At 48.1% G+C, this 23,059-nt stretch carries 14 protein-coding genes; 5 read left to right on the forward strand and 9 right to left on the reverse strand.

Annotated elements, in window-relative coordinates; all coding sequences use genetic code 11:
* Positions 1–4 precede the first annotated feature (4 nt).
* The gene (locus tag IAQ59_RS20250) at positions 5–3,076 is read right to left on the reverse strand and encodes a SusC/RagA family TonB-linked outer membrane protein (RefSeq protein WP_209332682.1); all 3,072 of its coding nucleotides are present in this window, start codon (positions 3,074–3,076) and stop codon (positions 5–7) included.
* A 322-nt stretch (positions 3,077–3,398) separates the two neighbouring features.
* The gene (locus tag IAQ59_RS20255; protein ID WP_209332683.1) at positions 3,399–3,713 is read right to left on the reverse strand and encodes a DUF418 domain-containing protein; all 315 of its coding nucleotides are present in this window, start codon (positions 3,711–3,713) and stop codon (positions 3,399–3,401) included.
* A 203-nt stretch (positions 3,714–3,916) separates the two neighbouring features.
* Between IAQ59_RS20255 and IAQ59_RS20260 the strand changes: the two genes are divergently transcribed.
* Positions 3,917–4,225, forward strand: a complete 309-nt coding sequence (locus tag IAQ59_RS20260; protein WP_209332684.1) for a helix-turn-helix domain-containing protein — start codon at positions 3,917–3,919, stop codon at positions 4,223–4,225.
* Positions 4,222–5,451: a type II toxin-antitoxin system HipA family toxin gene (locus IAQ59_RS20265; protein WP_209332685.1), complete on the forward strand. Its 1,230-nt coding sequence runs from the start codon at positions 4,222–4,224 to the stop codon at positions 5,449–5,451. Before IAQ59_RS20260 ends, IAQ59_RS20265 begins: the two co-directional genes overlap by 4 nt.
* A gap of 203 nt (positions 5,452–5,654) precedes the next feature.
* Here IAQ59_RS20265 and IAQ59_RS20270 read toward each other — a convergent pair whose 3' ends face one another.
* From IAQ59_RS20270 to deoC, 4 genes are all read right to left on the reverse strand, one after another.
* On the reverse strand, positions 5,655–6,722 hold the full coding sequence (locus tag IAQ59_RS20270) for a twin-arginine translocation signal domain-containing protein (RefSeq protein ID WP_209332686.1): 1,068 nt from the start codon (positions 6,720–6,722) through the stop codon (positions 5,655–5,657).
* Between the two features lie 124 nt (positions 6,723–6,846).
* Positions 6,847–8,274 carry a DUF1501 domain-containing protein gene (locus IAQ59_RS20275; protein ID WP_209332687.1) on the reverse strand — a complete coding sequence of 476 codons (1,428 nt, stop codon included), beginning with the start codon at positions 8,272–8,274 and terminating at the stop codon, positions 6,847–6,849.
* Between the two features lie 25 nt (positions 8,275–8,299).
* Positions 8,300–10,630: a DUF1549 domain-containing protein gene (locus IAQ59_RS20280; protein WP_425342624.1), complete on the reverse strand. Its 2,331-nt coding sequence runs from the start codon at positions 10,628–10,630 to the stop codon at positions 8,300–8,302.
* Positions 10,631–11,010: 380 nt separating this feature from the next.
* Positions 11,011–11,670 carry a deoxyribose-phosphate aldolase gene (deoC, locus tag IAQ59_RS20285; protein ID WP_209332688.1) on the reverse strand — a complete coding sequence of 220 codons (660 nt, stop codon included), beginning with the start codon at positions 11,668–11,670 and terminating at the stop codon, positions 11,011–11,013.
* 224 nt (positions 11,671–11,894) lie between these two features.
* On the opposite strand from deoC, the gene IAQ59_RS20290 reads away from it, so the two are divergent.
* The 3 genes from IAQ59_RS20290 to IAQ59_RS20300 are packed head-to-tail and all read left to right on the forward strand — an operon-like array spanning position 11,895 to position 14,594.
* Positions 11,895–12,359, forward strand: a complete 465-nt coding sequence (locus IAQ59_RS20290; RefSeq protein ID WP_209332689.1) for a RidA family protein — start codon at positions 11,895–11,897, stop codon at positions 12,357–12,359.
* Positions 12,360–12,392: 33 nt separating this feature from the next.
* Complete coding sequence (locus IAQ59_RS20295) at positions 12,393–13,502, forward strand: bile acid:sodium symporter family protein (protein ID WP_245189740.1); 1,110 nt, start codon at positions 12,393–12,395, stop codon at positions 13,500–13,502.
* A gap of 3 nt (positions 13,503–13,505) precedes the next feature.
* Positions 13,506–14,594, forward strand: coding sequence for a bile acid:sodium symporter family protein (locus IAQ59_RS20300; protein ID WP_342450733.1), 1,089 nt, complete (start codon positions 13,506–13,508; stop codon positions 14,592–14,594).
* Here the strand turns inward: IAQ59_RS20300 and IAQ59_RS20305 are convergent.
* The 3 genes from IAQ59_RS20305 to IAQ59_RS20315 all read right to left on the reverse strand — a co-directional run bounded on the left by IAQ59_RS20305 (position 14,584) and on the right by IAQ59_RS20315 (position 22,672).
* A complete protein-coding gene (locus tag IAQ59_RS20305; protein WP_245189741.1) occupies positions 14,584–17,898 on the reverse strand; it encodes a VCBS repeat-containing protein in 3,315 nt (1,104 codons plus the stop codon). The two genes, IAQ59_RS20300 and IAQ59_RS20305, sit on opposite strands and share 11 nt — an antisense overlap.
* Positions 17,899–17,983: 85 nt before the next feature.
* Positions 17,984–19,603: a SusD/RagB family nutrient-binding outer membrane lipoprotein gene (locus IAQ59_RS20310; RefSeq protein WP_209332690.1), complete on the reverse strand. Its 1,620-nt coding sequence runs from the start codon at positions 19,601–19,603 to the stop codon at positions 17,984–17,986.
* A 12-nt stretch (positions 19,604–19,615) separates the two neighbouring features.
* A complete protein-coding gene (locus IAQ59_RS20315) occupies positions 19,616–22,672 on the reverse strand; it encodes a SusC/RagA family TonB-linked outer membrane protein (RefSeq protein ID WP_209332691.1) in 3,057 nt (1,018 codons plus the stop codon).
* Positions 22,673–23,059: the final 387 nt, after the last annotated feature.

A 23,059-nucleotide genomic window follows, 5' to 3' on the forward strand; every position in this document is an offset into this window, starting at 1 on the left:
ATTATTAAAACTTGATGGTCGCACCCAAGGTAAATGTGCGTGGCACAGGGTAACTTTCGTCATCCACACCGATGTTGATACCACCTCGCCGATTTACTTCGGGATTTGATCCTGGATAGGAAGTGATCAGAAAGAGGTTTTCCGCACTTACAAACAAACGGGCGTTGGGTATGACCGGATTCTTGGGAATTGCATAACCTAAGCTTACGTTTCTCAACCACACGTGTGTCGCATCATAGATATACCGGGAGTTGGACTCACGCTGCCATTTCCAGGTATTGGTAGTTGCTCCCACGCCATCTCCAGGATTTTCTGGAGACCTCCATCGATTGATCCCAGAACGGAGGATATTAAATACCCCATCCATGTTCATCGTAGTCGCTTCGATGTTACGCATCACATCGTAGTTAAATGCCCCTGTGAACAGGACATTGAAGTCAAACTTTTTGTAATCACCCCCCAGCGTCAAATTGATGATGTAATCAGGATGCGGATTGCCAATCTCGATCATGTCCTGCTGATCGTAGGAGATAACTCCGTCCCCATTGGCATCGAAGTACTTGTAGGTACCGGGAACAGCGCCATCCTGTTCTGGCCAGGCAGCGATCTCTTCTTCGGTATTGAATATGCCCATCATCCTAAAACCGTGCAGCATGGCCATAGGACGACCAACTTGGGACACGTTGTAAACACTGTAAAATCCACCACTCCAAATCTCATCATTATCTCCCCGTATCTCCAGTACCTTGTTTCGGTTCAGGGTGAAATTCAGGTTACTTCTCAGATTTAATTGGTTGATTCGGGTTCGGTAGTCCAATGCCAGTTCTACACCGCGGTTACGCACACTTCCCACGTTGTCCAGGGAGGAACCAAATCCGGATACGATGGGCATCTCTACCGAGAGCAACATATCGTTGGTAAGCCGATTATAATACTCAGCGGTGAAGATCAATCGGTTGTCAAACATGGCCAGATCCAGTCCGATATCCGTTTGCTCCGATTGCTCCCAGCCTAGGTTGGCATTGGCAAAATTGGCCAACCGCTGCCCATTGGCGATATTACCTCCCAGCACGTAGTTGGAAATAGCCATATTGGACAAGCTGGAATAATTTCCGATTGCGTTGTTACCGGTAATACCATAACTGGCCCGCACCTTCAGGTCAGTAATCCAGTTGGTTTGAGGCATAAAGTCCTCCTCCGAAACCCTCCATCCAGCTGAAAAAGCCGGAAAATTTCCCCATTTGTTGTTTGCACCGAACCGGGAACTACCTTCCCGTCGAATGGATGCCGAAAACAGGTACTTGTCATTAAAGGAGTAGTTTGCCCGGGCAAAATAGGCCAACAGACTCCAAGAGTATTCACCGGAGCTCGATGTCTGCCGAATCGCTGAATTCAGGTAGCGGTTCACATCATTGGGAAACTCGTTGCCGTTGCCTTGCAGGCGCTTGAAGGTTTCTTCTTGGGCGGAATAACCCAGTAGACCTTCTACGCGGTGTTGTCCCAAAACTTTACTGTAGGACAGCAATTGATCCGCGGCAATGTTCAGTACATTATCGGCGCGCTGCATCAGGTTCGCTTCCCGTGGAGGTGGCTGATTAAATCCAGTGCCTGCGAGGGTAGATGGACGATATTCCTTCTGCTCGGTTCCAATCAGCGTAGCATTCACAGAAGTCCGGAATTTGAAGTCTTTCAAAAAGGAAAACTCCAAATACCCATTGCTCAGTACGTTGTTGGTATTCAGTGTACGCTCCATTTCATGCAATTCCTGGACCACGTTTGCCGTACCAAACACCCCATTGGTTCCACCGATATAGGAGTTGAATGTACCATCTTCATTGTAAACTGGATACCGAGGGTCTGCCCAAAGCGCCCTTCCGATCAACGCATCCCTACCGTCGGTAGACGCATAATTTTCCCGAGAATGCGAGGCGGCAATGTTCCAGCCCATGCTCAACCAATCGTTGATCTTCCCGTCAATGTTCGCTCGGACGTTGAATCGGTCAAAATTGGTGTTGATGACCGCTCCTTCCTGATTGATGTATCCTACGGAGATCAATGACCGGATGTCGCCCTTGCCGGCTGTCAAGGTGGCATTGTAATTTTGGAATTTGGCGTTTTGATTCATGATTTCCTGAAACCAGTCCGTACTGTACTGCGTCTGCTCCGGAAAACGGAATTCCAAGGGTATCTCTTCCAAAGAGGGTTCCCTTCCCTCAAAATACCGCACCCGATCCTGGAAACTTTCCTTCTTAAACTGGGCAAACTCAGGTCCATTCATCATGATGGTACGTCGGGAGTCCGGCACATTCGTAAAACCTTGGTTCACGACAAAGTCTATGCCCACCTTACCTTCTTTGGCGGACTTCGTGGTGATAAGGATTACCCCATTGGATCCCCTAGCACCATAGATTGCAGTGGATGCCGCATCTTTCAAAACAGTGATACTCTCGATATCCGCAGGGTTTAGGTTTTGACCCAGAGAGGTACCAATCGGAAACCCATCAACGACGAACAGCGGCTGACTTCCCGCACCCAATGACCCAAGACCCCGAATGGTAATCTCCATTTCCTCTCCCGGTCTTCCGGAGCGCTGCCTCACTTGCACACCGGCCGCCTGGCCTTGGAGCAATCGCGACACGTTCGTGGTAGGCACGTCTCCGATGTTTTCCATGTTGATCACCGATACGGCAGAGGTAATGTCCGCCCTACGCTGGGAACCATAGCCCACTACCACGACCTCTCCCAAGTCCCCCATGGAGGAATTCAACGAAATCTGATAGCTGGTCTGTGTGGTAACCGGCACTTCAGTGGTTTGAAAACCGATAAAGCTTACAGTCAATGTTTCACCGGAACTTGCCTGAATGGAAAAATCCCCCTCCATATCGGTGACAGTACCTCGGTTAGAACCCTTCACCAAGATGGAAACACCCGGGAGTGGCTCTGAGTCCTCTGCGGAAACGACCTTACCGGAAATTACTCCGCCTTGCTGGGCATGGAGGTATCCCGGTATCAAAAGCAATGCACAGAGAAAAAGACAAAGCTTCCCTCTGATCCAACGATCATAAATTTTCTTCATACGACTTAAATTTTGAGTTGATTTGGTTATTGTATTATTTGACAAAACAACTTGAAATAACAAAAATCAGCATAGACAACCATCCTGTACTGTGCTGTTTTTTCAAAATTTATTATGGCGATTAATTATTATGAAAAGTTTTTAAACTGTAAACGCAACACTTTTTCTCACTTTAGTTAAGCAAATCCAACGATGGCAGAAAAACGGATACCCGACCATAGAAGGAATACGCCATCCTTCTTTCAAAGGTGCCGATAGTCAAGTAGAAGAAAAAAGTTCTTGGTTCTCATCACGCTACTTGTGAATAAACCTGGACGTGATGTTAGATCAATTTCCTCCATAGACTCTCCATGGGACCCTGCTTGTATACTTTTAGGTATCCTCTTGACGCATATACCTGCAAACCAAAAACCACTACGCACAACAAAAGCAACCGAGAAGGTGCCAGCGTACCGAAAAGGCCGAGCCCCAAAAAGGTAAATAGAAAAATACCTACAATTGTCTGCATGAGGTAGTTGGTCAATGCCATCCTCCCTGCAAAGCTTACTAGAACGAACAGTTTCGATAGCTTGCTATACTGCACAGGTGAAAAAATGAGCAGGATATAGCCCAAGCTTTGCATTACATCGAACACCACTATCTGTATTCCGATTTTTCCATGGCATGTGTCTGTTATTGCGTTAACCTGATCACAACCTATCCCTACAAATTGATTTTGAATAGTTAGATTGGAACGCTGCTTTGGCGGCAGACACTTAGCCTAAGGAGGATAAGCGAAAATATCAGATTTAATTGCTATTATTGTGTTAGATTTAAGCATAAATTACCTTTATTACTACTATGATATCCCTTATTTCTCCCGCAAGAGCTCAGCAAATCCTGACTACCATCGTGCGAGAAAAACGATTGGCACAGAATTTAACTCAAGAAGGCTTGGCTGACCGGTCGGGGGTACCCGTCTCCACGCTTCGGAAGTTTGAACAAAAGGGCAGCATTTCACTCGAATCCTTCCTCAAATTGATGTGGGTACTTGGAGGATTGGAAGATATGCTGACTGCTTTAAAGGCCTCGAAAACTACTTTCAATTCGATAGAAGAGGTCTTAGCAAAAAACGTTGAAAAAACACGAAAGAGAGGAAGTAGAAAATGAAAGTCGAAATCTCATCAGTGAAGGTCGGTTTGGATTTCGGATCCGGAATACAGTCTGTTGGACGGTTGGCAATTCGTGACCATCGGATATACTTTGAGTTTTCTGAAGAATTTCTGCAAAAGGGAATTGAAATTTCACCCCTAAAATTATCTCGGCAGCGCGGTGTCATGGAATTGCCACTTCGCCCGTTTGAGGGTTTAGCCGGGGTTTTTGCGGATTCTTTACCGGACGGATGGGGACGTTTGTTGTTTGATCGAAAGCTACGAGCAAATGGTATCCATCCGTCAGCTGTTTCCAGTTTGGACCGCCTCACCTATGTAGGCCTTTGGGGATTGGGAGCGTTGGTATATGAACCGGATCAAAGTCAACCGGTAGATGCTCATATCATTGATCTGGATCTTTTGGCCAGTCAAACTCAGGAAGTGCTAAAGGGAAACTCGGAGGAAGTATTGAATGAACTTTTGGCATTAAACGGATCCTCGGCAGGAGCTCGCCCAAAGGCCCTGATAGGACTGGATGATACAAAAAGTGTCATCCATCATGGAGCCAAACAGTTGGGGAATGGACTTGAGCCCTGGATTGTAAAATTTCACAATACACAAGACGGAGAGGATGCGGGGGCAATTGAATACTGCTATGCCATCATGGCGAAGGAGGCTGGTATTGCCATGCCTGATACCCATTTGTTTAATGCTAAAAAAAGTGGAGCCGGCTACTTTGCTGTCAAGCGTTTTGATAGGATCGGTAGCAGAAGGCAGCACATGCACACCGTAGCTGGCTTGTTGCACTCCGATTTCAGAACACCCTCACTTGACTACGAAGATCTCTTAAATCTGACTGGGGCGCTTACCAAAGATATTAGGGAGGTTGAAAAAATGTTCCGCTTAGCTGTATTTAACGTTCTTGCCCACAACAGAGATGACCATGCCAAGAATTTCAGTTTTCTAATGGATCATTCCGGTGCTTGGAAACTGGCACCGGGCTATGATCTCACGTTCTCTGGAGGACCCTCCGGAGAGCAAAGTACATTGGTATATGGCGAAGGAAAAAATCCAGGTATAGACCACTTGACCAAACTTGCCATGGAGGCAAATCTTTCCAAAACAACCGTAATTAACGTGATCGACCAAACCCAAACAGCGTTACGCAAATGGGAATCTTTAGCTTCTGAATTCGGAGTAAGTAAATCAAACATCCTATTGGTTTCCAAATTTCTGAGGATTTGAAAGCAGAGAAAAACCGGTATTCCTAAGTTGATTTAAACGGCATTACGAGACACAATACATCCTACGCTCCGCGAGACCAAAACACCACATAAAAACAAAAGACTGCACTTGGCAGCCTTTTGTGAATTTATTCAATTGTATAGATAGGGCTAAACGACCTAGCCCGTTTGTAAACGGCTCCTTTTAGCGTTTTCTACTAGGATTTACACCCGTTCCAATTTCACCGGATACGTCTTTTTTGATGCCCATTGAGGTACGTAGATGTTGCCATCCCGATCCACACATACATCATGAGGATGCATAAAGCCCATAAATGATCTGTCTTTCCGTTGCTCCTGCAGTTTGCCGCCGACATATTCCGGAGCGGTACCACCTGGCGTGCTGACCACTTTGTCGTTGGCATCTAGGATGGTGATGTAACCGGAATTGGGGTATTCCTGCGTGGTGCTTCGGTACACCGCTGCATACACATTATCGCCGTGCAGAACGGGTCTACACACGAAGGAACCCGGCATGGGGATGGTTTTGAGGTATTTGCCATCCAGTGTGAAGCGCTTATACTGCATATTTCCCCGATCTGTAATCAACAGGGTTGGATTGCTTTTATTGCGTGTATCTACCACGATGCCGTGGCAGCAATTAAACGTCTCGTCCGAACTTCCGGCACCGCCAAATGTCCGAATAAGCTCACCCTTTGCGTTGTACTGCATTACGTGGTTTTTACCGTATCCATCCACCACATAAATGTCACCATTGGCCGGGTTGATCGCAGTTTCTGTAGGCACAAATTGGTTGGGAAAATCGTACTTACCGTTTTCCCGCGGGTAATCCAATTTCATCACTTCCTTACCTTTCAGGTCAGTCTTGATTACCTGATGACGGGCAGTGTCGGTGATGAACAAAAACTCTTCCCCTCCTTCATTGCTCAGGGTGAGTCCATGTGCACCCGGATAGGTGGTACCCCAGCTTTCCAAAAGTTTTCCCGACTTGTCGTATACCAGAATATTGTTTTTGGTTTCGTTGGTCAGCATAAAAAGCCTGCCTTTGGCATCTTCCACCATCTCATGACAGTCGTTTACAGGGTTTTTGCCTGCGTCAAGGACTCCCCAGCCCTCGATGACACGATAGCGGTATGAGCCGTGGCCCAGAATAGTTTCTTTTTTCATAGCATGGGTTTTTTGGATAATGATCGTGGGTGCCACTGCACCAGCTAGGGCGGCAACACCTGTTTTTTTCATAAATGATCTCCGCGATTCTTGTGGTTTTTTCATTGATGGGAAATTGAGTGGGTTAATCTGTATGGTTCATAGTGATCGCTTTACGCCCGAAGGAAACCGTCAAATGGAACAAAAAGGGAAGACCTGCCCGTTATCAGGTCTTCCCTTCCATGGTAACTTAGGCCAAGAGATCCAACTCCGCCTTGCCCAATCCATCCGGTGTGGTATAGAAGGGCCTTTTTTCGATTTCGTAATGCTTCTCGGGGTCTATCCCCAATGCGTGGTACATGGTTTGATGGATGCTATCTATCTTGATTGGCTTTTCGATGGTTTTACAGGGTCGCTCATCCGCTGTCTTTCCGTACACGTGACCTCGCTTGATGCCACCACCAAACATCAGCATGGAGCACCCGTCTGTAAAGTGGCGGTGCATGCCGTAATTCTTCATGTCTTCGATAATATCCGGCACCTCTACTTGATCTTTCACCTTCAGGTCAGGGCGGCCCTCGGTAAGCATATCTCTGCTGAATTCACTCGCCAAAATGATCATGGTTCGGTCCAGCCTCCCACTCTCGTCCAAGTCTTTAATCAACTGCGCAATGGGCGCATCGATCATCTTTTTCATATCTACCAGCCTCGTGTGTCCGTTTTCATGGGTGTCCCAGCCAAAAAACGGCTCGTATTCGGTGGTCACACTGATAAACCGGGCACCCTGCTCAACCAACCGCTTTGCCATCAGGCACCCAAGTCCAAATTTACCGGTATTGTACGCGTCATATTTCTCCTTCGGCTCCTGACTCAGATCAAATGCCTTCGCTTCAGGCGAGTTAAGCAAGATGTACGCCTGCTCCATAGAGCGCTTCAGGGATTCCTTTTGGTAGTCACTTCCAAACTCACCCATGGCACTTTCACTGATGAGGCGCTCGTACAGTTGGTTTCTGGATTCAAATCGTTTGGTCGACATGCCCACAGGCGGTCGCACACTATCGAGGCCACCGGTAGGATCCGGGATCAGAAAGGGACCATATTCACTTCCCAAGAAACCGGCGCTGTGAAAGGCCTTTAGCTCTTCTCCCTCGCCTACCGTAAATCGCTGTCCTATATTGATAAATGCAGGAATTACCGGATTCAATGGGCCCAATTCCTTTGATATCCAAGATCCCATGTGCGGAACCAGCACCGATTGGGGCGGTTCGTAACAGGTATGCCAATGGTATTGGTGTCGCGTATGCAAAATATGCCCGAGGTCAGCCGCCACATAAGAGCGTATCAGCGTGCCACGGTCAATGATCTGTGCAATGTTCTCCAGGCCTTCCGAGAAATGTATCCCATCCAATGCCGTAGGAATGGAAGGGAAGGTACTCAATACCTCTTTTGATTCCATCCCTTTGCGAAAGGGGGTATACCTCTTCGGATCAAAGGTTTCGGTATGGGCCATGCCCCCCGCCATGTACAGGAGTATAACACTGTCTGCGGTGGTGGGCATCGCCTGCGTGCGTTGGCAGGAACTGAGTAAACCGGACAGCGGTGCACCCATCGCCATGGTGGCCATGGCCGCTGCGCTGGTTTTTTTGAGAAAGTCCCTTCTATTCCTAAGCGTCTTCATGATGATGTTGAATTTATTTTCGCTGTCAATATATTAATTGAAATTCGGGCAATAGAACCAGCGCCCAAAAGAAGTCCTGTACAGCCTCCACCGAAGGAGAATCCCCTAATACTTCTTGGGCAATTCGGTATTCCGACTGTTGGGGATCACGGGCTAAGAGCTGCCTAAAGACCTCGTGGATCAAAATGTCACCATCGGGGTACTTTTCCTTCCAACGTTCCGCTCCCAGCCGAAGGGCTTCGTTCAGGGTTACACCATTGGTAAGCTCCAACGCCTGTAGCAGACTTGCTTGAGAATCCCTATTGGTAGATACGATTTCACGATTCGGCCTTCCCAAGGCTTTTAGGAACTCGTTATTTTGAACCAAAGAAGCCCGTGGATATTCCAATTTCGCTTGTTCAGAGCTAACAAGCTGATAGGGGTTATACTTGACCTGCTTCTCGTCAAACAAGGGGTAAATAAAGCTGCTGATGGCATCCGAAAACTGCTCCGCCGTCAACCGTCTACGCACCATTCCTTCAAACACGTAATTTTCATCCGCCAAATCCAAGGGGTCATCAAAGCTGATGGAAGGCTGTTGATAGGCCTTCGAAGTGGCAATGATCCGTATAAGCCTTTTCAGGTCATACCCATTGTCAGCAAAGTCACTTGCCAGCCAGTCCAACAGATCCTGACTCCAAGGCTCGTTATCCATTTCGTCCACAGGTTCTACCAATCCGCGGCCCATTAGCTGCTTCCATATTCGGTTCACGATGGTACGGTATAGCCGACCGTTGGCAGGCTGTACCAGGTATTCGGAAAGCTGGCGAAGCTTTTCAGCACGGTTTGCAGTACTGTCTATCTCTCCGAGTTCTTCCCAGAGTAATTTGGTACTGGCCTTTTTTCCGATAGGGGTTTCACAGCGGGCTACTTCCAAGTCCTCTTCGGCAAAGATATTCGCAAAGGCATACGCCTCTTCCAACTTCCAATCACTGATAAAACTGTCGTGGCAGGAAGCACATTTCAGGTTCAGTCCTAAAATCACCTGCCCCACATTTTGTGCGGCCTGCATTTCGGTCACTTGACTGGCATTCACGTCGCCTCTCCACCGGATACCCTCAATAAAGCCTTTAGAACTCTCATCCGGATTCAACAATTGCTTCACAAATACATCATAGGGTTTATTATCACGCAAAGACGTATACAGCCAGTCGGTGATGGCAAAACGCCCCCTTGTAATGTAACCCGTCCCGGTATAATCATTACGAAGGGCGTCGTTCCAAAAGGTAAGCCAATGGATCGCGTATTCGTCGTTCTTTGACAGCAGCTCATCTACTATGCGTTCCCGCTTATCTGCTTTCGTATCTGCCAGGAATGCCTCATAAGCCTCAGGGCTTGGCAACACTCCCAATACATCCAAGTAAACGCGCCTTAGGTAGGTTTTGTCGTCGATTGGCTGCTTCCACTTGACTGATTTTGTCGCGAAGTAATTGTCCACCAATAAGTCTACGGGGCTTTCCAATCCCGCTTTAGGCGCAGGAAGTTTCGGCATGCGCGGGGCTAGTTCTGCTACCCGGTACACACTTTGGTTTTCTACGGCGTCTGGCCAGGGAGCGCCCTTTTCCACCCATAAGTTGATCACGGCGATCTCTTCTTTGCTAAGGGTTTTCCCCTTGGATGGCATAGCATCTTCATGGCTTGCCGGTAGCTTGATCCGGCGAATCAGATCACTGGACGACGGATTACCGGGAACAATCACAGGACCAGATTCCCCACCTGCAAAGATCGCCTCCTTGCTGTCCAATCTCAGATCACCCTTGATTTTTGCGCTGCTGTGGCAGTTGTAGCAGTTGTGGGCAAAAATTGCCCGAACCTGCCCCACCAGCTTCACCTGCTTTTCCTCTGAAAGATCCTCCGCTTGATAGGCCACCAGATCAATGTCCATGGCTACTTGAGAATAGCTGCTATCTTCATTCCATGGCAAAACGCTAGTAAGGTAATCATCCCCGTGTGTTAGCGAAGCCCCAAAATGCCCCGCAAAGGAAACGCCAAAAGCAGCCACAAAAAGAACCGCTCGATAACCCTTCACCGAAGCAGCATTGAAAGAATCTTCCGTCCTTTTCAGCATGAGGTAAAGTGGAATCCCCAATACCGCGGTTGCAATGCCGGCCCATTGGTGAATCACCAATGTGTCTCCCCCATAACCTTCTACATTGGCCAATAAGATTCCAAATAGGGTCGATGCGAAGGCCGCAAAGATTCCCCCAAGCACCAACATCCGAATGCCGGGACGGAGCTTACTTTGAAAGTTACGCAGTGTAAAAAGCTCCAAAAAAGCCGCAAAGACCAATAAGCTTACGGGAAAGTGAACGACCATGGGGTGTAGGCGGCCCAAAAGCTTCCAAAGCCAAAAGGAATCTCCGGATGCCACGGCCCCGTCGTCTGCCCATGCATCGCCAAGTGTGCCAAGGGTAACCAAAAAGCCCAAAATGATTATTTTCGGTAGCCCCCGCTTGATGGTTTGGGGGAAAGAAAGGCTGTTCATAACTCGCATATACATTTCATTTGGGATTAGCCCGGAATTTAAAAACAACTCGCAATTTGAAATCGTTTCGCACCCCGACTACCCCCTATTTCTCCTATTTACAATATTATCTATTTTATATGAATATACCTTCCTGTACTTACCTGCTTCGGTACAGGATCGTGTGATCGGCTATACGCTCTTTTCGATGGCGATCTTTTTACACAAAACGATCAAGATCCCGTCAGTGATTGCAGGATAGCGGGTCCTGCACTCGTTCCTATTCGATCCGCACCGGCCTTTATAAGGCGAACAGCACCGCCTAAATCTCGGATGCCGCCGCTTGCCTTGATGCCTACTTGACTTGGTAGTCGACTGCGCATTAAGCGCACCTGAGCTTCCTTGGCACCCTCCGGGGCGTAGCCGGTAGAGGTTTTTACAAAATCCGCCCCTGCGTCGCTACAAATGTCACAGGCCTGGATTAGCTCCGAGTCACTTAGATAGGCCGTTTCGACGATAACCTTAAGCAAGCACCCCTCATCGTGGCAAAGAGTGGATAGCTTCGCCAATTCAATCTTAGGCCAAGGCATTCCTGACTTAAAAGCAGTCAGGGACCAGACCACATCGATCTCATCTGCGCCATCACGAATTGCCTGCCGGGTTTCGTCCACCTTGGCCTCGGTAGTTGTGTACCCAAAGGGAAACCCGACTACGGTCACCACTTGGATATCCAAATCGCCAAGGTCCCGCTTCACCTTCCTCACCCAAAAGGGAGGGACACAGACACCCCTAAATTGGTGGCGCTTTGCATCCAATATAAGTTGATCTATATCCTGCTGGGTACAGGTGGCTTTCAAGATCGTGTGCTCTAAGTATCGATTTAGGTGTTGCATGCCGCTGCGTAGTTCCCCCGAATATAGTAAAACAAAACCAAAACACCAGTCAACCAAGTCGCCATTCTGGACGATATCCCTTTATACAGAAACCAGTATCTTCTCGGAAAACGAGTAAAAACAGGCGATCACCAATTAGCGGCCTGACATGGGAAAGCATTTGCAGTTACGCATAGAAAAGTATAAATTCACCGAATTTTGAATTAAACCAAAATGGTTTCAGTATGAAAAAAATCGAAAGAAGATCAACATTAAAGAAACTGTTTGCCTCCTTGGCAGGTTTCGCCGGAATCACTACCGTAGCAAACGCCAACTCGGAAACAGCCGCTCCTGAAAAGCAAGCTTTCAACATTGTGGAAGATCAGGATGTACCCCTTTTCTCAGGAGCTACCAAATTAGGTAACATGGTGTTTATCGCCGGTAAAGGTGCCCACTTCGACGGCGATATCAAGGCACACACCGATCACGTATTGAAAGAACTGGAAAAAGAATTGGTAAAGGCGGGCTCCTCTATGGAGAAGGTCCTGAAAGTAAACGTATACCTGCACGATTTGAATGATTACAAAGGAATGAATGAGGTATTCAGAGGCAGGTTTGGCAGCAAGCCTCCTGTACGAACCACAGTAGCTACCTATGGTGGTGTCCCAGGCGACTCTTTGGTTGAAATGGACTGTATTGCCTATATTTAATCCTTACGAACACCCCCCTAAACCTAAACAGCCTTGAAAACCCAAAAACTATTTATGGGCCTTTTGATTGCAGCCCTGCTGTTGTTTCTGATCGCACTTATCTTAATGGCAAGTGGCCAAATCGAATCCACAGGCCCCTTAATGATTGGGTTCTTTGTGCTTCTGGGAGTTGGGTTTAGGGGGTTTCCCAAGCTAAAAGGATACACCTATACCACCATGATTTTTGCCGGTGTTACCGCTGCCATGTATTACCCACAACCGCTTACCGAATACAATGGCTATTCCTTTAGCAAACTGATTACCCCACTCATTCAGATTATCATGTTTGGTATGGGAACCTCCATGTCCATCAGGGATTTCGTAGGTGTGGCCAAGATGCCCAAAGGGGTTCTTGTAGGGCTGACGTCCCAGCTAACCATCATGCCCCTGCTGGGTTTTGTAATTGCCAGTTTTAGTGCTTTCCCTCCTGAAATAGCCGCCGGTATCATCCTCATCGGATGTACGCCTTCTGGCCTAGCATCCAATGTGATGAGTTACCTTGCCAAGGCTAATTTGGCCCTCTCCATCACCATCACTGCGGTAGCAACGCTATTGGCACCTTTCACCACGCCCTTTCTGATGAAAATGCTGGCAGGCACCTTCATAGCCATCGATGTGTGGGACATGATGTGGAGCATCGTCAAGATGGTCATCTTCCCGATCGGGGGAGGCTTGCTTTTCAACCGCTTTCTGAGCGGTAGAGCCAAATGGCTGGATGATGCCATGCCCTTGGTTTCTATGATCGGAATTGGCATCATCATTACCATCATCACTGCTGCAGGCAGAGACAGCTTGCTGGAAATTGGCGGCATTCTGATCGTTTTGGTAATGATTCATAACCTAATGGGCTATAATCTTGGTTACTGGGTCAGCCGGTTGCTACGGTTGGATGAAAAAGATTGCCGAACCATTGCCCTGGAAGTCGGCATGCAAAACGGTGGCCTAGCCTCTGGATTAGCAAATGAAATGGGAAAAGCAGCCACTGTCGGATTGGCTCCGGCAGTTTTCGGACCACTCATGAACATCACCGGATCCGTATTGGCGTCCTACTGGCACCGGAAACCGCCACTGGAAAAACCCAGCCAAAAAAAGCCCCAGAGATAATCCGTGAGAAATCAGCGTATTTTTGCGTACCTCTCGGGGTTGTCAGCTGCGGCACTGCTACTAACTATCCTTCCCCTGTCATTGATTTCCTTCGACCATCGAGGCCCCTCGCTAATTTTTGCGCTATGTTGCCTGGGTATGGCCTTTCACCACCATGAAAGGCTGAAAGGATATGTCTATACCCTGATGATACTGGCCGCCGCTGCCTTGGCCTTGCTTTATCCCCAGCCCTTTGTCGTCTACAATGGCTACCAATTAAACCAGCTTATCATACCCATGCTCCAATTTATCATGTTTGGCATGGGGTCATCTATGACGGTACAGGATTTTGTTGGCGTGGCTAAAATGCCCAAAGGAGTTGCCATTGGGCTTGCTTGCCAACTAAGCCTAATGCCACTTTCTGGATTTTTGATTGCCAAGTGGAGCAGTATGCCCCCGGAAATCGCCGCTGGCATCATCTTGGTGGGTTGCTCGCCCAGTGGCGTAGCCTCCAATGTGATTAGCTACCTAGCCAAGGCCAACCTGGCACTTTCCATCACACTAACGGCCGTTTCCACGCTTTTAGCCCCCTTTACCACACCGCTACTGATGAAATTGCTCGCCGGAGAGTTTGTCTCCATACAGGTTTCTGAGATGATGTGGACCATTTTCAAACTGGTCATTTTCCCCGTAGTGGGAGGATTGGCATTTAACCATCTTATGCGCAACCATGCAGCTTGGATACAACGCATCATGCCCACTGCCTCCATGGTGGTTATTGCCTGCGTGATTATCCTAATCACCGCATCGGGAAGGGACAATTTTCTGGCTCTCGGAGCTGCCCTGACTTTTTGGGTGCTGCTGCACAATGCACTTGGATACAACTTAGGCTACTTCACTGCAAGGCTTTTTGGACTAGCCGAGAGAGACTGCCGAACCATCGCCTTGGAGGTGGGGCTTCAAAATGGAGGCATGGCAGGTGGATTAGCCAAAGAAATGGGCAAATTGGCTACCGTGGGACTGGCTCCTGCCATTTTTAGCGTACTCCAAAATATCACCGGTTCCGTACTTGCTTCGCATTGGCACCGTAGGCCCCCCAAGGTCACCGGCTAAGACGATACACCTTGACAGACCCGTTATTCCGCAAATAAATAAAATAATCCTCCCCATCCAGCGAAAGGTGTCGAATATCCCGAATGTCCCCCTTCACCGCTAACTGACCCAAGGATGGGCTTCGAAGGCTAAAGGATCCACTTCCATCACCCAGAAAGATAAAACCTGGATTCGCATCCTGCTGACCCATACTCACCCGTGACTTCGCCAGGTTTCCTCCCGATAATAAATCAAGTGCCCCGTCACCGTTTACATCCACCACCTCAACGGCATAAAGTGGGGAAAACTGCGCCTCTTTAGGCAATGGCTTCACCTTAAAGCTAGCATTACCATCATTGATCAATACCACGGATTGCAGGGTTACGACACGCAGGGTATCGGCACCTTCCATTTCTTCGGTCGTAAAAAAACCACCAATATCCTGCTTAGCAAAGGACCGGTAATCCGTAAATCTTCCTTTTAGAAATGGAAGCTGTCCCACTAATTCATCGCGGCTGTATGCAAAGGTACTGGTATCGGCAATGTAATAGGTGAAAATGGGATCCACCGACCCATTTCCGTCAAAGTCTTTATAAATCAACCGCATAGGCTGTTCCGTGCTTGGATTGAACGGGTTGTTGTCCCCAAAATTTCCGAGTATAAGATCCTGGTGACCGTCTCCATTCAGATCTGCGGCCGTAATACTTAGCCACCACCCGGAGAGGTCGATATCAAAGACATTGGCTTGGAGCGCTAGGCCTTTGCCACCATTGTTCATAAAAACCTTTGGTTCCATCCACTCACCTACCAACACCAGATCCATCCATTGATCTCCGTTGAGGTCCACCAACTGTAGATCGGCAATCAGCCCTGCTTGGCCAAGCGCTGCCGCAAAGGACTGTGTAATATCTTCAAAAGCTCCATTTCCTAAATTCCGCAGCAGGTAACTGTCCGGTACCAGCGGAAAGCTTCCGGGCACATAACGCCCCCCAATAACCAAATCCGCTAAACCATCCCCATCTAGATCTGCCGCGCCCACGGTGCCACCGCTTCCCGGCAGGTGAGGAAGCTGCCGCGGTGCCCGGCGAAACGCACCCCGCCCATCATTCAGGTACAATCGGTCCCGGTACAATGCATCTCCAGCTACAAAATCACTCCCACCACTCACTACGTAGAGATCCAGATGCCCGTCACTATCGGCATCCAGAAACACAGCATCCGTATCTATATGGGCTGCATCAAGTCCAAATACCTCCTGCCCACTGGCAGCAAATTCCCCGGAGGCCCTCTGAATAAACAACCGACCGGCTTGGCCCTTTCCCCCGCCCACGTAGATATCGTCCAAGCCATCTCCGTTCACATCTCCCAATGCCATTTTCGGCCCCAATGCTGACAGGGTATTGGGCATCAACCGATCCTGCGTAAACTCCAAAATGCCGCTTTCGGAATGCGTAAATGTGAAGCCCAATTGCCCGTCTACTTCTGCTAAAACCGGTTTAGGCTTTTCCGGCACGACTTCTTCAATCCGGGCATTTTCCTGTCGCATAGTCAGGATTTGGTTAACGGCCACACTACGAAGAATTTCTCGCTCGCCGGTGGGCCAGCGCACTACCAAGCTGTCCAATGATGGCACATCGCCCAATCCGATCAGCAGTTCCTGATCGACGGCGGATTGATAGCCCCTCACTGGCATCAGCTCATTTTTGAACAGTCGGTCGCCCTGATAGGCGGTCACCGTTGCGCCAATCCCTTTGGTGTTCTGGTTGTTGCCCACAAAGCGAAGCTTAAGGTAATTTCTCTCAAATAGCCGTTCGCTATTGTTTCGGTAAATGGAAACCGGATCATTCGTATGACAAACGATCAGGTCGAGGTCTCCATCCCCATCCAAATCGGCATAGGCCGCTGCATTTGAAACGGTGAGGCCCTTTAAGCCCCACTCCGAGGCACGATTGGTAAAGGTAAGATCCTGGTTGTTGTGGAACAGGTAGTTCTCCACATAGATAGGAGGCATCTTTTCGATCAATTCGATAAGCGCATCCTCCTTGTTGGCTCCCTGATTACTCCGGATGCGCTCGCTCACCATGTAGTTTAAAAAATCCATGTCCAGGTAGTTTCTGGCGTAACCATTGGCCACAAAAATATCCTTCCATCCATCGTTATCAAAGTCAGCGGCCAATGCTGCCCAGCTCCAGTCCGTTTGGGACACACCGGCGTATTGACCAATCTCGCTAAAATAGCCATTACCAAGGTTAAGGTGTAGCATATTACGCATGGTTTGGGGAAAGAAGCCCTTTGCGAGCAGCTCTCGGTATTTGTCGTAATTCTCCGGACCCAGGATCGTCTTTTGGTTGTAAGTGTACTCCGGCATCATGTCCATGGTCAGCAGGTCCACCAACCCGTCGTTATTGATATCGGCGGCATCGGCCCCCATGGAAAACAGCGAGACATGCCCAAAGTATTCGCGTACCGATTCAAAAAAGGTACCATCTTGTTGATTGATGTACAGGTAGTCCTCCTCGTTATAATCGTTGCTGACATAGATATCCGGCCATCCGTCGTCGTTGACATCTGTAACGGTAACGGCAAGTCCAAATCCCAGTACGTTGTTGATGATTCCGCTCTCTTGGGTGACGTCCACAAATTTGCCCCCCTCATTGCGAAACAGCTTATCACCCAAATACTCCCCCTTTCGGTTTTTAAAACTACCGTCTATACGGCTAAAGCCGGCATACTCCTGGGTGGAATGGTTGAGCAGAAACATGTCCAAATCGCCGTCCCTGTCATAATCGAAAAAGGTGGCCTGGGTAGAATAGCCCGGATCATCCAAACCAAATTCCTTGGCTCGGTCGGTAAAGGTCAGGTCCCCATTGTTTATGAGCAACACATTTCTACGCCGATTTGGGTCGTTTGCAGCAGATCGGCAAATGTATATGTCCAATAGCCCGTCCTCGTTGACATCGGCCATGGTCACGCCGGTGTTCCACAGTCCGGCAGCCGCCACACCAGCCGACTCGGTGATATCTTCAAACTCCAGGTTGCCTTTGTTTAGGTAGAGTTTACTTGCCATCATATTTCCTGTGAAATAGATATCCGGGAGCCCATCGTTATTTATGTCACCGATAGCTACCCCTCCACCCTGGTAAAAATAACCGTAGGTAAGCACATTGAACTCCTCGGTTTCACGTACCAGGTTTCGGAAGCTGATGCCGGTTTGCTTGGAGGACAACTCGGTAAAAAGCGCATTTGGATCTTCCTGCTGACAGGCAACTCCAACCAACAAAACCAGGAACGCAGAAAGGGTGCGCATACGGGTGGTGACAGACATAACGGTAGCTATTTAGGCACTAAAATAAAAAAGTGCCGTCAATCGACGGCACTTTTATTAACCAAAACGGTCGAAGAATATAAAATTACGGTTTGGCATCCCACCAGAGTTTGGTGGAGTTTCTATTTCCTCCTCGGGACGTAAGCTCTGGCAGTTGCTCTGCTGCCTCTACCGCAGAGCGGTTATTGTTGTATTCACCCTCTACAAAGATCAACCTAGGCATTACTTGATCCCTTGGCACATCTACGTTATCAGATGCCACCCTAGGGAAATGCCGAGGATACTTGGTTCTTCTCAATTCAGTCCAAGCTTCCCATCCATCGGGGTATAGCGCAAGCCACTTTTGGGTAATAATCTGCTCCAGCTGCTTCTCCTTGGTACCTGCTGTTAAGAAAGCAACCGGGATATCAGAAGAAGCTGGCAGGTTCCAATCTGGTCTCGCAGCATAGGTAACCGGCGCGGGGGTATTTGTACGGGAGATATAGTCTTGTACTTGCTCTGGTGTTGCACCGATTCGCTCTTCGGTCATGGACATTTCGATGCCTTTTTCGTAGAGGTCTTTGGCAGTTCCGCCCATATTCCAACCTTCCAAAGCACCCTCTGCTCGCAAGAAGAACACTTCCGCTGCACTGATCATTCTAAATCTTGGACCGAAAGGCAAGCCACCGCGTCCTGCATTCAACCATCTGACTCCCATATCAGAGTGAGCCCTATTAAGTGCACCCTGATCCAAATCAGCCCTAGGTAATCCATTTCGAACACCCTTGTATTCCTCTCCAGATTCGTCTTCCACAAAGTCTACTGTTGGACTGAAATAAACACCCATACGGGGATCATCGTATCCTTTAAGCACACTCTCCATCAAGGCACTCATTCTGAACTCGCCCCAGTTGGTAATGGTCCAGTAAGGATGGCGGGAATTGGTGGTTGTCAAAACAGAGGCACTATTTTCATTTGTCATGATCACCCCGTCATTAATGGCCTTCTCTGCCTCAGTCCTTGCTAGTGCAGGTTCTACGTACTTCACCCGCATGGCCAGTCTCAACCGCAACGAATTGGCAAATAGAAGCCACTGATTCACATTGCCTCCATACACCTGGTCGTGTGCCAAGAACGCCGTACCTCCGGCATTTGCCTTTAATACAGTAACCGCAGCGTCGAGCTCCTGGAAGAAACTTTTGTAGATATCCTCTTGTGAATCATACGGCACGGTGGTCTCTCCGTTTCCAAAATTAGAATAGATGATAGGACCCCAATAATCTGTGATTCTGTGATATGCATAAACCTTTAACACCTTTGCAAAAGCATTCTCCAAGGGAAGATTATTTGCAGCGGTAAACTTTTCCACAAAGTCGATAACCGGAGCGGCCTGCTGATAGAAAGAATTCCAAGCGCCGTTCGACCAGCCGCCTACTTGAGTATGCCTGTCTGAATCGAAGTTTGTGGCCGTATTGGCAAAGTATTGGGAATAAATATCCGCAAACAAACTTTGCGCTAATTGGAATCCACCCGGACCCGCCGTGCCTGGCACACCGTACATGGTTCTCCACTGTGCGTTGGCAAATGCCTGACCCAATAAGCCCAGATCCAAATTATCTGCAAGAATAACGTCGGGACGGGTATTTAGCTCTTCAAAATTTTCTGTACAGCCCAGAAACAAACCGGCTGCCAAAGAAAATCCGAGTATATTTTTTATCAATTTCATAGTTTACAAATTTTAGAATCCAAGATTAACGTTGAAACCAAAGGATCTAGCAGTAGGGGGTGCAAAGGAGTCAAAACCCTGCGCGGCCGTACCAGTACCTACAGTCACGTCCGGATCAATATTACCGGCCCTATTCAGCAGGAAGAATAAGTTACGGGCTACGAAGTTCACACTAGCCGTTCTTATGGGCAGCCTTTCTAATTTGCTCGCTGGGATGTTGTAGCCGATAACCGCTTCACGCATCCTTACGTTAGTAGCAGATACCGAGAACACCTCACCGATAGGTGCGTTTCGTCCACCCATCTGTACCCAAAATTGCTCTGCAGTAATCGGAATATTATTGGGTTCGCCCGTTTCTAACACGGCAGTTTCATGCTCCATAAAGTTCTGTCCGAAGATCAACCCGCCCTCGCGACCTTGCAAGGTCTCCTCGGTCAAACCATCCGCATAAATAATGGCGTTTGTAAGAGAAGCAATGGATCCACCCTGACGGAAGTCGATAGTAAAGTTAGCTCGGAAGTTCTTATACTTGAAGTTATTCTGAATACCGCCCAACCAGATTGGATTGTAGTTGGCTACCCGTACAGTAAAGCCGGGAGTAGTTCTAGGGATACCGTTAGAACCAACAATTACCCTCCCCTGCTCGTCTCTCAAATAACCTCTGGAATACACCTCACCAAACATCGCACCTTCCTCTACAAAGAATCGACGAAGGAAATCCCCTCCAACTTCCACACGAGGACGCTGATCGTTGATGGAGTTAACCATGGATATGTTTCGCGCAAAGTTAGCGGTGATATTCCATTCAAAATCCGCCCGTTTGATTGGGTTCAAGGTAATCACTGTTTCGATACCCTCGTTTTGAACATCCCCTCCGTTGGTAAAGAACTGAGAGGCACCGGAACCCACGGGAAGGCCTACCGTAAACAACTGATTAAACGAGTTGGTCTTGTAGTAGGTGAAATCAATACCTAGTTTGTTGTCAAACAATCGCACATCAGCACCCAATTCAATCGACTGGGTTGTTTCCGGAAGCAAGTTGGCATTTGGCAAAGTAGTATTAAGCCTCAGGTAACCTGCACGTCCTCCCGGATCTAAAAATGCCTGTCTTTGAAGCTGGAAAGGGCTAGTATCATTACCTACCTCTGCAAACGAACCCCTTACTTTGGCGAAGGTCAACCAAGTAGGAAGTTCTACCAAGTCAGAAATAACTGCATTTAACCCTACAGAGGGATAAAAAAACGACCAGTTGTCTCTAGGAAGCGTGGAACTCCAGTCATTTCTGGCGGTAATGTCCAAGAAAACCGCATTTTTCCAGGAGATTTGGCTAAAGCCGTAAAGAGAGTTTACATCTCTAGGAGCACCTACCCCGTAAGTAGAAGCTACCAACTGCGTGTTGCTCAATGCAAAGAAGTTTGGAACCACCAAGTTGGGTCCGGTATTGGAACTTAGAGTCGTATTTCGGTTCTTCCGTGCGTTTCCACCTACGTTGACATTAAAGTACCAATCTTGATTCAAACTCTTTTCGTAAGAAACCAGGAAATCCGTATTGATTTCCATGGATTCGCCAAAACCTACACCATACCTACCATCTTGGGCAATGATATAGGTATCATTATATATTGCATCCTCATTGGTTGTAAATGAACGGTCTACAGCTGCCCTCGCCAACACGGTAAGCCCCTCGGTGATGTCATACGTCAGGGAGGTTAAGCCAATCATCCGGTCCAGGGTATTTTTAAACAGGTTTCTGTTGACGGTCCAGTAGGGATTCATACCACCGTTTGAGCCGGGATTGAAATAGTTTTGTCTCAGAAGTCCTGCGGCATTCGTATACTCAAATTGGTTAAGATCCTCTGTTCGGATATTTCGGGGAATACGGTAAGCATTTCGGATTGGGTTGGCAAAATCCTCCCCTTGCCTCAAAAGCTGATCAATATCCTGACGGATATAGTTCAACTTAGAATCCAAGGTCAACTTATCTGTGAGCTTATTGGTCAGACGCAGGTTAATACTATGACGCTTCAGCTCGTTGCCAGGCACTACCCCAGCTGCGTCTGCAAAGGTATACGAAAAGTAGGTTTGGTTCTTTTCGCCACCGCCTGTAACAGACAGCGTGTACGCTCGGTTGTGCCCGGTCTGAAAGAAATCCCTCACGTTGTTAGGCTGTGGGGAAAATGGGTAAGTAGTGCCTTCCTTTCCTTCTACCCTAGACCATTGTGCCACTTGGGAACCATCCAGCCGGGGACCCCAAGAAAACTCAGAAGCAGGAGAGTAAGCTCCACCGGAACCCTGTCCATACAAATTCTGATAGTTCGTCATCAGGATGGGATTGTCAAACATGATGCTGGTGTTGAAATTCACCGCAAAACCTTGCTTTCCTCGCTTGGTATTCACCACGATCGCTCCGTTGTTTGCCCGGCTACCGTAAAGTGCGGCAGCGTTTGGCCCCTTCAATACGTTGATACTTTCGATATCATCGGGGTTCAAATTTTCGATGCCGGAAGCAGGCACACCATCTACGATATAAAGGGGCTGCGAATCACCACTGATGGAGCGGTTACCTCTTAAAATAACCCTGGTAGGAGAACCCACCCCAGAACCGGAACGGTTAATGGATAACCCCGCTACTTTTCCGGAAAGAGAGTTCATTACATTCAGTTCTCTGGCCTCGGTAAGTTCCCTGGTGCCCACATCTTGAACGGTATAGGTAAGGGCCTTCTTTTCCCGTTCCAATCCGAATGCTGTCACTACCACTTCTCCAAGGGCTGTTTCTTCCGCCTTAAGAGCTACATTGATCACGTTCGAATTGCCGATGGTCATTTCTTGCCGGGTGTAACCCAAATAAGAAAACACCAAGGTAGTACTCGAAGAAGGAACGCTGATACTATACCTTCCGTCGATATCGGTAATGGTACCCGTATTCGTCCCCTTTACAAGTACACTGACACCCGGCAAGGGTGCGGCGGCATCAGCGTCAGTCACCGTTCCGGTAACTGTCCTCTCCTGTGCAAAGGCATATATGCCTGTAAACAGCAGCAGAAGAAAAGCGAGTAAACTTTTTTTCATAAGATGATTGATTGATTAACGTAAATAGTTGTCTTTGAAATCACCGCTTTCCAGTCACCGTTTACCTTACCGCCATCCCATCAAAATCCAGTGCAACCCGCACGCAAATGAAACCACGTCTCGCAATCGAGGAAGTGACTGCATGTTGCAAGATAGACTACACAACGCTATTCAATGAAATCAGCTAGGTTTGGTTTAGGCTTGGTGGGCAATTTTCAACCGAATATTACGAATAAAAAAAATCACTTGCAATCTACCGCAAATACCATCGTTCCTGAATTTTGCTCCTAACCCTTGTAAAACCATCTTTTATTGAACAGATATAAAATAAAATAAAATTATTTTTGCCTCATTCCGCATTTACTTGCCTAGAATAAGGTTTTAAGC

It is taken from the genome of Lunatimonas salinarum, from assembly GCF_017811155.1.
GTDB classification, from domain to species: domain Bacteria; phylum Bacteroidota; class Bacteroidia; order Cytophagales; family Cyclobacteriaceae; genus Lunatimonas; species Lunatimonas salinarum.

Bases quoted from the DNA above. Each gene is read 5' to 3' on its own strand.
- IAQ59_RS20250 (WP_209332682.1), bottom strand. From the start codon at position 3,076: ATGAAGAAAATTTATGATCGTTGGATCAGAGGGAAGCTTTGTCTTTTT.
- IAQ59_RS20315 (WP_209332691.1), bottom strand. From the start codon at position 22,672: ATGAAAAAAAGTTTACTCGCTTTTCTTCTGCTGCTGTTTACAGGCATA.
- IAQ59_RS20275 (WP_209332687.1), bottom strand. From the start codon at position 8,274: ATGAAGACGCTTAGGAATAGAAGGGACTTTCTCAAAAAAACCAGCGCA.
- IAQ59_RS20265 (WP_209332685.1), top strand. From the start codon at position 4,222: ATGAAAGTCGAAATCTCATCAGTGAAGGTCGGTTTGGATTTCGGATCC.
- IAQ59_RS20270 (WP_209332686.1), bottom strand. From the start codon at position 6,722: ATGAAAAAACCACAAGAATCGCGGAGATCATTTATGAAAAAAACAGGT.
- IAQ59_RS20310 (WP_209332690.1), bottom strand. From the start codon at position 19,603: ATGAAATTGATAAAAAATATACTCGGATTTTCTTTGGCAGCCGGTTTG.
- IAQ59_RS20260 (WP_209332684.1), top strand. From the start codon at position 3,917: ATGATATCCCTTATTTCTCCCGCAAGAGCTCAGCAAATCCTGACTACC.
- deoC (WP_209332688.1), bottom strand. From the start codon at position 11,670: ATGCAACACCTAAATCGATACTTAGAGCACACGATCTTGAAAGCCACC.
- IAQ59_RS20290 (WP_209332689.1), top strand. From the start codon at position 11,895: ATGAAAAAAATCGAAAGAAGATCAACATTAAAGAAACTGTTTGCCTCC.
- IAQ59_RS20305 (WP_245189741.1), bottom strand. From the start codon at position 17,898: ATGTCTGTCACCACCCGTATGCGCACCCTTTCTGCGTTCCTGGTTTTG.
- IAQ59_RS20280 (WP_425342624.1), bottom strand. From the start codon at position 10,630: ATGGTCGTTCACTTTCCCGTAAGCTTATTGGTCTTTGCGGCTTTTTTG.